The 12,988-nt window shown below is 62.8% G+C and carries 12 protein-coding genes; 5 read left to right on the forward strand and 7 right to left on the reverse strand.

Annotation, left to right across the window (positions count from 1 at the left end):
* Positions 1 to 450 (reverse strand): MotA/TolQ/ExbB proton channel family protein (locus PSN43_RS14600; RefSeq protein ID WP_272701360.1); only part of this gene is annotated, 450 nt, incomplete at its 3' end.
* A 251-nt stretch (positions 451 to 701) separates the two neighbouring features.
* Between PSN43_RS14600 and PSN43_RS14605 the strand changes: the two genes are divergently transcribed.
* From PSN43_RS14605 to PSN43_RS14615, 3 genes are all read left to right on the forward strand, one after another.
* Complete coding sequence (locus PSN43_RS14605) at positions 702 to 1,379, forward strand: PAS domain-containing protein (protein WP_272701471.1); 678 nt, start codon at positions 702 to 704, stop codon at positions 1,377 to 1,379.
* A 25-nt stretch (positions 1,380 to 1,404) separates the two neighbouring features.
* Complete coding sequence (locus PSN43_RS14610; protein WP_272701472.1) at positions 1,405 to 3,564, forward strand: ATP-binding protein; 2,160 nt, start codon at positions 1,405 to 1,407, stop codon at positions 3,562 to 3,564.
* Between the two features lie 79 nt (positions 3,565 to 3,643).
* A complete protein-coding gene (locus PSN43_RS14615; RefSeq protein WP_272701473.1) occupies positions 3,644 to 4,321 on the forward strand; it encodes a CBS domain-containing protein in 678 nt (225 codons plus the stop codon).
* 322 nt (positions 4,322 to 4,643) lie between these two features.
* On the opposite strand, the gene PSN43_RS14620 is transcribed toward PSN43_RS14615, so the two are convergent.
* Positions 4,644 to 5,012 (reverse strand): response regulator, encoded by a 369-nt coding sequence (locus tag PSN43_RS14620; RefSeq protein ID WP_272701474.1) that lies wholly within the window; start codon positions 5,010 to 5,012, stop codon positions 4,644 to 4,646.
* An 11-nt stretch (positions 5,013 to 5,023) separates the two neighbouring features.
* A complete protein-coding gene (locus PSN43_RS14625; protein WP_272701475.1) occupies positions 5,024 to 7,462 on the reverse strand; it encodes an ATP-binding protein in 2,439 nt (812 codons plus the stop codon).
* 163 nt (positions 7,463 to 7,625) lie between these two features.
* Between PSN43_RS14625 and PSN43_RS14630 the strand changes: the two genes are divergently transcribed.
* Complete coding sequence (locus PSN43_RS14630) at positions 7,626 to 8,495, forward strand: radical SAM protein (protein ID WP_272701476.1); 870 nt, start codon at positions 7,626 to 7,628, stop codon at positions 8,493 to 8,495.
* Positions 8,496 to 8,507: 12 nt separating this feature from the next.
* Here the strand turns inward: PSN43_RS14630 and PSN43_RS14635 are convergent, their stop codons facing one another.
* Together PSN43_RS14635 and PSN43_RS14640 are read right to left on the reverse strand one after the other, a co-directional pair.
* Positions 8,508 to 9,698, reverse strand: a complete 1,191-nt coding sequence (locus tag PSN43_RS14635; RefSeq protein WP_272701477.1) for an amidohydrolase family protein — start codon at positions 9,696 to 9,698, stop codon at positions 8,508 to 8,510.
* 9 nt (positions 9,699 to 9,707) lie between these two features.
* Entirely contained in the window at positions 9,708 to 10,958 is a 1,251-nt protein-coding gene (locus tag PSN43_RS14640; protein ID WP_272701478.1) for an EAL and HDOD domain-containing protein, read from the reverse strand.
* 224 nt (positions 10,959 to 11,182) lie between these two features.
* On the opposite strand from PSN43_RS14640, the gene PSN43_RS14645 reads away from it, so the two are divergent.
* Positions 11,183 to 11,986 (forward strand): 2-amino-3,7-dideoxy-D-threo-hept-6-ulosonate synthase, encoded by an 804-nt coding sequence (locus tag PSN43_RS14645; protein WP_272701479.1) that lies wholly within the window; start codon positions 11,183 to 11,185, stop codon positions 11,984 to 11,986.
* 47 nt (positions 11,987 to 12,033) lie between these two features.
* Here the strand turns inward: PSN43_RS14645 and PSN43_RS14650 are convergent, their stop codons facing one another.
* Both PSN43_RS14650 and PSN43_RS14655 read right to left on the reverse strand, forming a co-directional pair.
* Entirely contained in the window at positions 12,034 to 12,252 is a 219-nt protein-coding gene (locus PSN43_RS14650; RefSeq protein WP_272701480.1) for a hypothetical protein, read from the reverse strand.
* Between the two features lie 330 nt (positions 12,253 to 12,582).
* Positions 12,583 to 12,984: a hypothetical protein gene (locus PSN43_RS14655; protein ID WP_272701481.1), complete on the reverse strand. Its 402-nt coding sequence runs from the start codon at positions 12,982 to 12,984 to the stop codon at positions 12,583 to 12,585.
* Positions 12,985 to 12,988: the final 4 nt, after the last annotated feature.

Below are 12,988 nucleotides of genomic sequence, written 5' to 3' on the forward strand. Positions count from 1 at the left end.
GACCGTGCCGAACAGGCCGATGAACGGGGCCGCGTTGGCGCAGGTGGCCAGGAACGGCAGGTTGCGGGTCAGCACGCGCATTTCCTTGGAAATGCCCTGCTTGAGCACGCGCCGGAGGGTGTCCTTGACCAGAAGGCGTCTGCGCTCCCGGTTGACGTCCGCCTTTTCGAGCTGGCGGAATTCCTTCACGGCCAGCGAGGAAACCCGGGCCAGGGGGGAATCGCTCTTGTCGCCCAACTGCTTGATGCCCTTGGACAGGTCGCCTGCGGCCATGAACGCGTCGTAGCCGCTGATGACCCGCTTGCGGGCAGTGCCGATGCTGAAGAACTTGAAGAAGATGATGGTCCAGCTCCACAGGGACATGCAGCCCAGGAAGAGCATGACCAGCTTGACCGCCAGGGTCGCCCCGGAAAGCAGGGTCAGGATGTCGTTGTCGGGCAGAAAATTCATGATTTCACCTTCTCTTTTCGTTCGGGAACATCCCGTTGAGGGGGGGCTTTTACAATGTGTAAACCCCGTTTGGTCAGAAAGCAAGGGGGAGTCAAAATGGAAGGACTGTCTTTTCAGACGGTTGCACTCAACATTGAGACTGTTCGGCATTGAGTGCGGTATGGACTTGTCCCGCGTCCGCTTTTTGGCGTAAGGACAGTGGTAGGCGGCGGAAACTGTCCGGGATTCGTGACGTATAGCGGAGGCGTTGCTTGAAAATTCTGATATTGGCGGGCAAGGACGCGGACCTGCGGGACCTTGGCCTGCTCCACGATGGCCATGAATGCACCGTGGCGCGTCTGGAATCGGTGTCGCGAGGGGTGGTCCGCCTGGAGAAGGACGACGCGGACCTCGTCATGCTCGTGCCCGGCCCGGACGACGAGTCCTGGCCTCGCGCCGTCGAGCGCGTCCGCAGGGAGTACGGGCGGCAGGCCGTCGTTCTGCTTTCTGGCCCGGGTGGCGAGCAAGAGGCCCTGGCCAAGGGTGCCTTCGATTGCTTCGTGCAAGGGCCGGATACCCGCGGCTGTCTGGCCCGCAGCCTTCGCCACCTGAAGGATTTGGTGGCCCTTGAGGCGGAGCTGGCGTCCGAGCGGTCGCAGTCCGACTGGATGGAGCGAACCGGCGTTTTCGGCAGATGGACCATGGAAGCGGGCGGCGATATCCGCTGTTCCGATGGACTGCGCCGCATCTTCGGCCGGGACACGGAGCCGGGGCGTCGTCTTTCCGGTCTGCGAGAGCATGTTCACCCCGAGGATTTGGAGGTCTTCGACCGGGCGGTGGAAGCCACCTTCGATCAGGGGTGGCCCCTGGACTTCGAGTACCGGGTGGTGGACCCCGAGGGCAAGACCCGCCATCTGCGGCGTCAATCGCGAGGTGGAGTTGGGGCCTGACGGGGATGTGGCCCGGATATGGGGCATGGCCCGCGACGTGTCCCTGCAAAAGGATTTCGAGGAATTTCTCTTCAAGCGGGACGCCGTTCTCCAGGTCCTGGCCAATTTCGCCAGCCGTTTCCTGCGCGACGCGGAGTGGAACGAAGGGGTGGCCGAGGCCCTGGCCAAGCTCGGCAAGGTCGCGGATGTGACCCGCATCTATCTGCTGGAAAAGTGCGAAAGGGACGGCGGGGACGATCCGATCCTGCACAGCGAGTGGGGCGCGGACTGGCTTAAGCCCCTTCACGGCGAATCCGGCAAACTGGACCTGCCCATCATGCCCGACTACTGCGCCTGGCGGGGGGCCATGCTCAAACGAAAGGTAATCGCCGGACATGTCAGGCATTTCCGCAGGCAGGACCGTGAGGCCTTCGGGGCCACCGGAGCCAAGTCGGTCATGATCGTGCCGGTCTTCGCCGGGGACTCCCTGTGGGGCGTCATGGGGCTGAGCGAACACCGCAGCGAGCGGGATTGGCTGCCCGTGGAGATCGAGTCCATGATGCTGGCGGCCAACCTGTTCGGCTCGGCCATTCACCATGGGGAAATGAGCCGCGAGATCATGGAGGCGAACAGGGCCGCCGAAGAGGCGTCCCGGGTCGCTCGCGAGGCGAGCATGGCCAAGTCCATGTTCCTTGCCAACATGAGCCACGAGATCCGCACCCCCATCAGCGGCGTCCTCGGCATGACCGAGATGATGCTCACCACCGGCCTGACCGGGGAGCAGCGGGAGCATATGGACATGATCCGCGACGCGGGCAATTCCCTGCTGAACATCATCAACGACATCCTGGACATCTCCAAGATCGAGGCGGGCAGGATGGAGCTCAAGCCAGAGGACTTCACCCTCCGCACTACCCTGGAAACCTGCGTGCGTTCTTTCGGTCCCCAGGCCGAGCGCAATGGGCTGGCCTTCCGCCATTCCGTGGCCGAGGACGTGCCCGCCCGGCTCAACGGCGACCCCGACCGGCTGGGCCAGGTCCTGTGGAACCTCATAGGCAACGCCCTCAAGTTCACTCCGCGCGGGCTGGTGGAGCTGACCGTGGACGTCCTGCGCCGCGAGGCCGGGCGCGTCTGCCTGCGGTTTACGGTCCGCGATACCGGGATCGGCATCCCCGAAGACAAGCTCGACGCGATCTTCGACAGCTTTACCCAGGCGGACGGTTCCCGGCGCAAGAGGCATCAGGGCACCGGCCTCGGCCTGACCATATCCCGCCAACTGGTGGAGATGATGGGCGGCGAGATCGGCGTTTCGTCCGTCGAGGGACAGGGCAGCGTCTTCACCTTCACGGCCTGGTTCGGCCTGGCCGGAGGACCGGAAGCCGTGGCGGAACCGGCGGCCCCTCTCCCTTCGAAAAGCCTGCATTTGAATGTCCTGCTCGCCGACGACAACATCATCAACCGGAAGTATCTGCGTCATTTCCTGACCCTGTTCGGCCATTCCGTGAGCACGGCGGAAAACGGAGCCGAGGTCCTGAATCATCTTCGGAGCGGGGGCCGGACTTTCGATGTGGTCCTTATGGACGTCCAGATGCCCGAGATGAGCGGGCTGGAGGCCACCCGGGCCATTCGGGAGTCCGATGGCATGTTGTTCGACCGCGATATCCCCATTATCGCCCTGACCGCCTACGCCATGAAGGGCGACCGGGAACGGATGCTCGAAGCGGGCATGAACGGCTATGTCAGCAAACCCGTGGATATGCACGAGCTTTCCGATACCATTGCCCGGTGCCTGGCCGACAGGGCACCCGCGGACGGGGAAGCCCGCCGCGCTGCGCCGTCGACGCTCCCGGAGCTTGAGACGGGCGGGGTCGCTCTCGACGTGGACGGCCTGAGAAAACGGTTTCACGGCGACATGAAGCTGTTCAAGGATATCCTGGACCTCTTTCTTATCGAGGCCGAGACCAAACGCGCGGAGTTTGAGCGGGGGATCGAAGCCATGGACGCTCAGGTTTCGGCCGAGGCCCTGCATTCCATCACCAACATAGCCAGCCATGTGCTGGCCATGGAGGTGGTCAACCTATCTCGTTTGTTGGAAAGATATTGCTATTCAGGCGAGATGGGCGCGGTCAGGGAAGGGGCCAAGGAGCTTCTGCCCCTTTTCGACGCCCTGGTCCGGGCCGTGGCGGCCGAGGCCGCCCGGCTGTAATTCGTTGCAATTTACGGACTTGCGAGGTAGGTATAGTTCACTGTTTCCATTCTGGAAATCGCTGTACAGGAGGTAGCCGATGCTGGTCAGAGACTGGATGACGGTCAACGTCATCGCCCTGGGAGTGAATTCCTCGGTGCTGGACGCGGCCGAGATACTGCGGGAAAAGAACATTCGACAGTTTCCGGTCATCGACAGCGCGGGCAGCCTGGTGGGCATTGTTTCCGACCGGGATATCCGTGACGCCATGCCGTCCAAGTTCATCCCCGGCGACGCCGTGGTTGAAAGCGGCGGCGGCTTGTACACCCTTACCGCCGGGGACATCATGACCCTGGACCCGGTCTCCGTGCCGTCGGATGCGGCCATGAACGAGGTGGCCGGCATCCTGGTCAAGCACAAGGTCGGCGGCCTGCCCGTTGTTGACGACGGACGCCTCATGGGCATCATCACCCAGCTCGACGTGCTTCGGTTCCTCTGCGCCTCGGCCGGATCGGCCCGGGGCGGCGTGCAGTTCGGCATCCGCATGGAGGGCTCCGAAGGCTCCCTGGCCGACCTGCTCTGCGACCTGCGTTCCGAGGGCATCGTCTTTACCAGCGTGTTCACCGCCGTGGACCCCGGCCGGACCGGCTCCCGCAACGCCTACGTCTCCATAGCCGACCTCGGCGACAAATCCGTGGAAGAGGTCGTTGAGCTCATCCAGCGCAAGTACGCGCTGCTTTTCTACGTCGCCGAAGGCGTGACCGTCGATTTGGTGTAACCGTCTTCGCCCTCCTCCTGCGGGGAGGACTTATCCCCCCGGGAATGCTTTTTTGGGGGGGAATCATCCCTTTTGTTCCCTGAAGAAGAACAGGCTATCCGATCCGCCGCCCTGCGGCGTTGTCGGCGGGCGTCCTCGCGTGCCCTGTGTGCGCCTCGCGCAGGCGTTTTTCGTTCCGCGAAGCCCTGGCGCGAAGCGGACGGGCAGGGAGGAAAGGATGTGACGGACAGTAAGAAGGGGAGAGGGACGCCTTGAACAAGGTCTTCCCTCTCCCCTTCTTTCAGTCTTCGGTCGGTTGGAAAGTCGGTCGGTTCCCTCGGTGTTAACCGTCCAGGGCGTTGCGGACGACTTCGACGAGGCGGCGGGTGTCGATGGGTTTGGTGAAGGTGTCGAGCACGTCATAGACCTTGGCGAGTTCGACGATGGCTTCGGGGTTGAAGGCTTCGCCGCCGGAGATGGCGATGAACTTGTGCGAGCTGTCGGCCTTGATGAGTTCGCCCATGACCTGGAGGCCGCCTTTTTTCGGCAGGAAGATGTCGATGATGGAAAGGTCTATGGGGTTTTCGCGACAGATATGGATGGCCTCTTCGCCGTCCGCTGCTTCGATCACGTTAAAGCCTTCGGCTTCGAGAACGGATTTGAGCAGTTCCCGAATCATGGGCGCATCGTCGACGACGAGAATGGTTTTCATGGTTTGCTCCTTTATCTTTCAGGGAGAGGATTCGCTGCCTGCTCCTGAACACTTGCGATGTAGTTTAGCGCGGACCGGACGTCGGATTCAAGAATTTTCAATTCCTTTTCAGCGGAGGACGAATCCTTCTGGCGGCAGAGGTATTCCATTTGTTCGGCAATGGCCCCGAGCCTGCGCGCGCCCACCGTGCGGGCCGCGCCCTTGATGGAGTGAGCCAGCCGCTTGGCGTTTGTCCAGTCACCGGTATGGAACCGCTCAACGAGTTCGTCGAGATCTCCGGGAACGTCGCGCAGGAATATCTCGTCCATGCGGGCGAGGAGGTCCCGTTTGCCGCCGAGCATTTCCAGGGCGCTGGCCCGGTCGAAGGGCTTGGCCGGAGCGTTTTGTCCGCGCTCCTCATTCAGGGTGGGGATAGCCGCGGGCCGGCCGTTTATGGCTCTGGCTATGGTGTTGTAGAAATCCCGCATTTTGATGGGCTTGCCGATGTAGTCGTTCATGCCCGCTTCGAGGAACCGTTCACGGTCGCCCTTGAGGGCATGGGCTGTCAGGGCCACGATGGGGATGTTCGGGTCGAGAGCCCCGGAGTTCGGGTCGCGGATGGCCCGGGTGGCCGAAATACCGTCCATGATGGGCATTTGGATATCCATGAGCACCAGGTCGAAAGGGGACTCCCGCAGGGCGTTGAGGGCTTCGATGCCGTTGTTCACGGCCAGGACGCGGTGCCCCTGCTCGGTGAGGAGTGTTCCGGCCAGTTCCCGGTTGAGCGGGTTGTCGTCGGCCAGCAGGACGGCCATGGGCGGAATGCTCGGGGCCGGGACTTCGGCTTCCAGGCGTTCCCGTTCCACGGCGGCGGGATCGCCCACCTTGAGGTCCGAGGTGAAGGAGAAGGTGCTGCCCCGCCCCTCTTCGCTTTGCAGGGAAAGCTCGCCGCCCATCAGCTCCACCAGCAGTTGGCAGATGGCCAGGCCCAGGCCCGTGCCGCCGTATTTGCGGGTGATGGAGTCGTCGGCCTGGAGGAAGGACTGGAAGATATCCTTCCGCTTGTCTTCAGGAATGCCGACCCCGGTGTCGGCCACGGAAAATTCAAGGGTGATGGGATCGCCCGGGGTGAGGATTCCGGCGGGAGAGATGGGCCGGACGTTCACGGTCACGCTTCCGGTTTCGGTGAATTTGATGGCGTTGGCCACCAGGTTGTTGAGCACCTGGCGCAGGCGGGACGGGTCCCCGACCAGGGCCTCGGGCACGTCGTCGGCGACGTTGGCCACGAGTTCGAGGCCCTTTTCCTCGGCCGCGATGAGGTGCAGGTCCAGGGCGGCTTCCAAGGTAGGACGCAGGGCGAATTCGATGCTCTCCAGGCTGAGCTTGGACGCCTCGATCTTGGAGAAGTCGAGGATATCGTTGATGACGGACAGGAGCGAGCTGCCCGCCTCCATGACCCGGTGGAGGTAGCGGTCCTTGCGCTCCTTGTCGTCAATGGACAGGGCCAGTTCGGACATGCCCAGGACGGCGTTGAGCGGGGTGCGGATTTCGTGACTCATATTGGCCAAGAACGAGGACTTGGCGCGTGTGGCCGCGTCCGCCTTTTCCATGGCCGCGACGAGCCGTTGGGATTTGCTGGTCAACTCCATGTTGGCCTTTTCCAGTTCCAGGGTGCGTTGCCGGACGCGGTCCTCCAGTTTGTCCCTGGCCCTTTTGAGCGCGTCTTCCGCGTGCTGCCTCGCGGTGATGTCGATGCCGAGCACCATTATCATCCGTTCGCCTGCGGAATCGGTCATGGGGCTGCATTGCAGGTGGAAGGTCCGCCCCTTGTCGTCGGTCCAGTCCCACTCCATGGCCCGGTCGGTGTTCATGGCCTGCATGGGCGGACACATGCCGCAGTCTTCGCCGGAGCAGTTCAGGGCTTCGCGGCACTGCCGGTTTTTCGGGCTGCCGAAATACCTTCGGAAGTAGCGGTTGGCGTAGCGGATGGTCTGGTCTGGATAGAGGTGATAGACGATGCCGGGCAGGGATTCCATGAAGAAAATCTGCCGCTGTTGTTCGCGTCGGAGGTCTTCATCCGAGCGGCGCAGCTTGGTCAGGTCGAGAGTGTGCACGGCCAGCCGGTTGACCTCGCCCCAGGGATTGGCCACGGGCACGATGGAGTGGACCAGGGAACGTCCGCCGATCTCCTCTTCGAAGCGCACGGACCGCGCGTTGCGGATGGCCTCCTCGATCTTTGCCCGGCGCGAGTCCGCGGCATCGGCAGGCAGGAGATCATATATGTTGGAGCGTTGCAGCGTCTGGCCGGGCTTGAGGTCGAAGAGCCGGGCCGCGGCGTCGTTGGCCGCCAGCACGTATCCGCTTACATCCATGACGAAGGCGGACTCCACCGAGGAATCCATCAGGGCCTTGGATGTTTCGTCCAGAGCGACGTAGGAGGTGGGGCGTGCGGGGTTCTTCTTGAATGGCATATTGTTTCGGGCGTGAATAAATTTTCTCTTTTATAAGTAGTAAGAAACCGTGCCTGACTGGTCAACGGGAAACCTCCTCAGGCCGTTATTAATTCCCTGTTCTCCCCGCGCTTGCCATTTCCCGGGGTTTCCGTATCGTTGATCGGCCTGAAGGAGGGCGCGCATGGATCACCAGGGTATGATAATTCGACCGCCGAGCGAGGCCGGGTCCATCCTGCTTCAGGTCACCCTGGGATGTTCGCATGGCCGTTGCGCCTTTTGCGGAGCGTATCAGGGCAAGCGGTTCGCCATCAAACCGCGTGAGACCGTGCTCGGCGATATCCTCTACGCCGCCCGGCGCTGTGTCGACCAGCGAAGGGTGTTTCTCTGCGACGGGGACGCCATGATTCTGCCCCAGGCGCGCCTGACCGAGATCCTTTCGCTTATTCGCGAGCATCTGCCGTGGGTCACGCGGGTGGGCACCTATGCCAACGCCAAGAGTCTGAAGCGCAAGAGCGACGCGGAGCTTGAGGAATTGCGGGGCCTTGGCCTGGGCATCGTCTATATGGGGCTGGAGTCCGGCGACGACGAGACCCTCCGGGCCATGGGCAAGAACGGCGACGCGGCCTTTATCGTGGAGCAGGGACGGCGGGCCGGGGCGGCCGGATTCAAGCTCAACGTCACGGTCATCAACGGGCTGGGCGGGACGGAACGTTCCGAAATCCACGCCGAGGAGACGGCCCGCGCCCTGACGCGCATGGACCCGGACCAGGTGGGTGCTCTCAGCCTCATGCTCGTGCCCGGCACTCCGCTCTATGAGCGCGCCGAGCATGGCGAATTCGAACTCCCGGACGCGCGCGGCATCCTGTTGGAATTGCGTGCGATGCTTGCCGGGACCGATTTGACGCGCGGGCTGTTCCTGGCCAACCACGCCTCCAATTACCTGCCCCTCAAGGTTCGGCTGCCCTCCGGCAAGGCCGAGGCCCTGGCGCGCATCGACCAGGCCTTGGCGGGCCGGACTCCTCTGCGGGCCGAATCGACCCGCCGCCTCTGATTTCCGTATACGTCAGCGAATGAACACCCCGTCCTTGATGATGTGCAGGGGGGCTTCGAGCGTGTCCGGACCGGGCTCGCCACGCACCACGAGCAGGTCGGCGGCCATGCCGGGGGCAATGAGACCGCGATCCGTGAAGCCGCACACCTCGGCCGCCGTGGTCGTGGCCGCCTCCAACACGGCCGCGTCGTCGAGCCCCGCCCGGGCGAGCAGGCGCATTTCGCGCACGGGCATTCCCGCCTCGGTCCGCCGGTAGGGAAAGTCATTGCCCAGCGCGATTCGTCCGCCCATGGAGTGGAAGGCGCGGACGGGCGCGAACAGGACCGGGCCGTTCCATGGGGTGCGGGTGAACACGTCCAGGGTCGGGGTCAGCGCCACGCCATCCCGAACCATGCGTTCGAGCAGGCTCAGGTAGCACGGAACGGGCGCGCCGTCTGGAGCGAGCACGGGCCGGATGCGTCCACGGTCGTTCCAGCGGTGCGGCACATGCTCGACAACCGATACGCCCGCGTCCAAGGCCGGACCCAGGCCGGAAAAATCCTCCACATGGCAGCGAACGCCCAGGCCGAGCCTGCGTGCCGCCCCGCAGATGGCTGCGGCGGTGGCCGGGTCGAACAGGGGCCACGGCTTGGGAAGGACGCCGGGTTCAAAGGCGATCTTGATGCAGGAGACGCCCTGATCCGCCAGCCGCTTTACGGCGTCCGCGCCCTGTTTCCGAGAGGCTGCGGTCAAACCGTGCTCCGGGCTGTGCACGGGCAGGGGGTAGCCGCCGGGTGGGCAAAGCATGGGGCCGCAGGCCGAGGCCGTGGCCGTGACGCCGGGCGGCGAATGGAGCAGCGCGTCCAGGGCCGGGAGCGGCGAGGCGGCGTCGCCGATGGAGGTCACGCCGTTGAGGAGCCAGCGTTCCTTTCGTTCCCGGGCGGAATGCAGGGTGTGGCAGTGGGCGTTGATGACGCCCGGCAGGATGGAGCCGTTTTCCGGCGCAAAAAACGGGCGGTCGGTTACGGTTCCGGCGGGGACGACGCCTTCAATGCGCCCGTCCCGGACGAGCACGGCATGGCCGGGCAGGGGCTTGCCTCTGCCCGGATAAACGGTTCCGGCGAGGGCGAAGGGCCCGCGCGGCGGAGACGCCGCCTGGACACCGGACGCGAGCAGCGCGGTTCCGCCCAGGAAGGCAAGGAACTCGCGCCGGGAAAGGGTCATGGTCCGGGGCTAGTTCGCGCCGGGCTTGGAGGAGAAGAAGGCGTCGGCCCAGGTGAAGGCGTGCTGGTAGCTGACCGCCACGGTGCCGGGCAGGAGGTTCAGGGCCGATGCGCGCGTGCCCACCTCGTCCCAGTCCGAGGCCTCGATGGCCTTGGCCAGGTCGAGCCATGGGGTATAGCGGGTCTTTCGGCCGCACAGGGTGGCCTTGACCTCGTCGTCCACCGGCAGGTGGCTGGTGATCTCCTTCATGGCCGTGTCGAGCATGGCGTCGAGCAGGGAGAACAGGCCGACGATGAACAGGGTGTCCGAGTCCTCTTCGTATCCGCTGCCCAGGGCGGCTGTCTCGAAGAGCTTGGCCCGGTGGGCGGAGATGTAGGCCAGCTCCAGGGTCTTCTCCGAAGGGGTCAGGTCGGTCAGGATTATCAGCCTGAGCCAGTTGCGTATGGGCTTCCAGCCCGTCAGGACAACGGCCTGCTTGATGGACGTGACCTTGGTGGCGAAGCTGAAGTTGGCGGAATTGAGGAAGTTGAGCAGCCGGTAGCTGATGGCCACGTCCGCCTCGATGGCCGGGGCCAGGGCGTCGAAGTTCGGCTCGTCCTTCTCGATGATCTCGAACAGCTTGAGCCGGGTGGCTTCGGCCGAGCTGATCTTGCGGCCGGACTCTATTTCGGGCCGCTTGAAGAAAAATCCGTGGAAGAAATGGAAGCCCGCGTTCTTGACCTTTTCGAGCTCCAGGGAATTCTCCACCTTTTTGGCGATCATGCGGGTGGCGCCGGATTTCTTGCCCCGGGCAACGATGGCCTCAAGCTCCGCCAGGCTTTTGCCTTCCACATCGATTATCAGGGTGTCGGCCAGCTCGGCCAGCCGTTCGCAGCCGGGCTTGCCTTCGAAATTGTTGACCGCCAGGCCGTAGCCGTCGAGCATCAGGTCCCCGAGCGCGACGATCAGGGCCTCGTCCGGGGTCTCGGACTCTTCGAGGATGATGACGGTGTTGTTCCAGGGGATGGCGTGGGGGATGCCCCGCATGACGGCTTCGGGGGTGAAGTGGACCAGGAAGCGCGTCTGGCAGTTCTCGGGCGTGTCGCACAGGGGCAGATTGGCCACCAGGCGCATGGTCGCTTCGGAATTGTCGGTAAATTCGGCGTGGTCGGCGTCCGCGCTGTCGCGGAAGAGCATCATGTAGCCCCAGGTTTCGTTCTGGGCGTCGAATATGGGCTGTCGGGCCACGAAGACGGATTCGTATGTCTTCTCGTCGGTCATCTGCGTCCCCTTTGGAAGGAAATCGGATCTTTCATGACGGTTCACAGGGAAACGGCACGGTATATTAGGATAGTTTCTGGCGGGGCATTCGTCAACAACTCCGCATAAAAAGCGGCCGGGCCCAAGGCTCCCCCGTTACAGGAATTCCGCTTTCCTCTTCATCCGTACTGTATTATGTGAGCCAGATACCGAACCGACAAAAAACGCCAGGAGCGAGGTAATTCATGCAGATTGGAAAGGCCATTCGTCTGGAGAGAATTTTCAACCGCAACACCATGCGGACCATCATCGTGCCCATGGACCACGGCGTGACTGTGGGGCCCATCGCCGGGTTGGAGAAAATGCGTGATACCGTCACCAATCTGGTGGCCGGGGGCGCCAACGCCGGGCTGGTGCACAAGGGCCAGGTAAAGCTCGGACACCGGATGCAGGGCCATGATTTCGGCTGCATCGTTCATCTCTCCGGCGGCACCTGCCTGTCGCCGTACCCCAATGTGAAGCGGCTGGTGACCACGGTGGAGGAGGCTATCCGCCTGGGTGCTGACGGCGTCAGCGTGCATGTCAACCTGGGCGACGAGACCGAGGGGCAGATGCTCACTGACCTGGGCCGCGTGTCGGCCTCGGCCGAGGAATGGGGAATGCCGCTGCTGGCCATGATTTACGCGCGCGGCCCGAAAGTTCGGAATGAGTTCGATGCCGACGTGGTGGCCCACTGCGCCCGCGTGGGCTCGGAGCTGGGCGCGGACGTGGTCAAGGTCAACTACACCGGGGACGCCGAAAGCTTCGCCCGCGTCGTCGAGTGCGCCGGCGTGCCCGTGGTCATCGCGGGAGGGGCCAAGTTGGATTCCACCCGCGATTTTCTGGACATGGTCCGCACCTCCCTGGACGCGGGCGGTTCCGGCCTTTCCGTGGGCAGAAACGTCTTTCAGCACCGCGATCCCACCCGCCTGGTCGAGGTCCTCAACCGAATCGTTCACGAGAACGCCTCGGTGGACGAGGCCATTCAGGGATATTCTGACATCCTGTAGGCTCCTGCCGACTGGGGGAGCAAGCAAAGACCCTGGCGCCGACGGCGTCAGGGTCTTTGTCGTTCGGGAACGGGAAGGCGCGGCGGCCCGGCCCGGTCCGGTGGGCTCGCGACCCGAAGCGGCCCCGCGTCGTCGGCCCTTTTCGCTCCGTCCGTTTTTTTGCCCGTACACAGTGCGGTGGATACGGCGAACCCGGCCGCCCGGAATTCGTCGGCCGTGGGCAGCGCGTCACGCCGCTCGGCCCGTATGAACATTGCCAGACTCATGTTGCCCCCCTGAAGCATCCGACCCTGTATATAGGGCCTGAGTTGTTAATCGATATTTATAGGAAGAACGATGCAACAGTATGGGTGTGGGTCTCAAATGTCCAGTAAAATCTAACAAATTTACTATGTAATGTCCTATTTTACTTTGAAAAATTAGTTAAATAAAATTTAAGATTTTGCTTTTGAAAAGTCGTTGCTTGCTTTTCAATAAGTATTGCAGTTGTTGTGTGCATGTTAAAATAAAAATACTGTATAAGTTAATGCAAAAAGGCCGCAACATGCATAGAAAATTTATGCATGTTGCGGCCTTTTACATTGTTTGCCGCTCTATTACTGGTCGGTGCTCTTGAAGACGAAAAGGGGAAGCTTAGCCCGGGTCTGCCATCCTTCGCCGTCCTTGACGGACACCGTCAGGAGGTGCTTGCCCTCGCCTTCCACCTTGAGTCCGGGCAGATGGAAGTTCATCTTGTGCAACATGGTCCCGGTGGGAGTGACTTCCTGCATTCCCAGCGTCAGTTCCTTGCCGCCGGGCGAGACCAGGGCCAGGGAGACGGTGAACGGGGTGTCCCCCGCTTCTTCCAAATCCCACAGGCTGGCGAAGAAGATGGGCGGCAGTGTGGCCGGGAATTCCGGCACAACAGCGTGTTCAATGGTGCGGATGAACGATGTGGAGCTCGAATCCTTGTCGATAATCAGGTCCGAGCAGATGAGCGCGTAGATAAGTTCAGGCATGGTG

This window comes from Desulfovibrio sp. Fe33 (genome assembly GCF_028532725.1).
Lineage (GTDB): Bacteria > Desulfobacterota > Desulfovibrionia > Desulfovibrionales > Desulfovibrionaceae > Pseudodesulfovibrio.

Bases quoted from the DNA above. Each gene is read 5' to 3' on its own strand.
- PSN43_RS14635 (WP_272701477.1), bottom strand. From the start codon at position 9,698: ATGACCCTTTCCCGGCGCGAGTTCCTTGCCTTCCTGGGCGGAACCGCG.
- PSN43_RS14610 (WP_272701472.1), top strand. From the start codon at position 1,405: ATGGCCCGCGACGTGTCCCTGCAAAAGGATTTCGAGGAATTTCTCTTC.
- PSN43_RS14630 (WP_272701476.1), top strand. From the start codon at position 7,626: ATGGATCACCAGGGTATGATAATTCGACCGCCGAGCGAGGCCGGGTCC.
- PSN43_RS14655 (WP_272701481.1), bottom strand. From the start codon at position 12,984: ATGCCTGAACTTATCTACGCGCTCATCTGCTCGGACCTGATTATCGAC.
- PSN43_RS14620 (WP_272701474.1), bottom strand. From the start codon at position 5,012: ATGAAAACCATTCTCGTCGTCGACGATGCGCCCATGATTCGGGAACTG.
- PSN43_RS14615 (WP_272701473.1), top strand. From the start codon at position 3,644: ATGCTGGTCAGAGACTGGATGACGGTCAACGTCATCGCCCTGGGAGTG.
- PSN43_RS14650 (WP_272701480.1), bottom strand. From the start codon at position 12,252: ATGAGTCTGGCAATGTTCATACGGGCCGAGCGGCGTGACGCGCTGCCC.
- PSN43_RS14625 (WP_272701475.1), bottom strand. From the start codon at position 7,462: ATGCCATTCAAGAAGAACCCCGCACGCCCCACCTCCTACGTCGCTCTG.
- PSN43_RS14645 (WP_272701479.1), top strand. From the start codon at position 11,183: ATGCAGATTGGAAAGGCCATTCGTCTGGAGAGAATTTTCAACCGCAAC.
- PSN43_RS14640 (WP_272701478.1), bottom strand. From the start codon at position 10,958: ATGACCGACGAGAAGACATACGAATCCGTCTTCGTGGCCCGACAGCCC.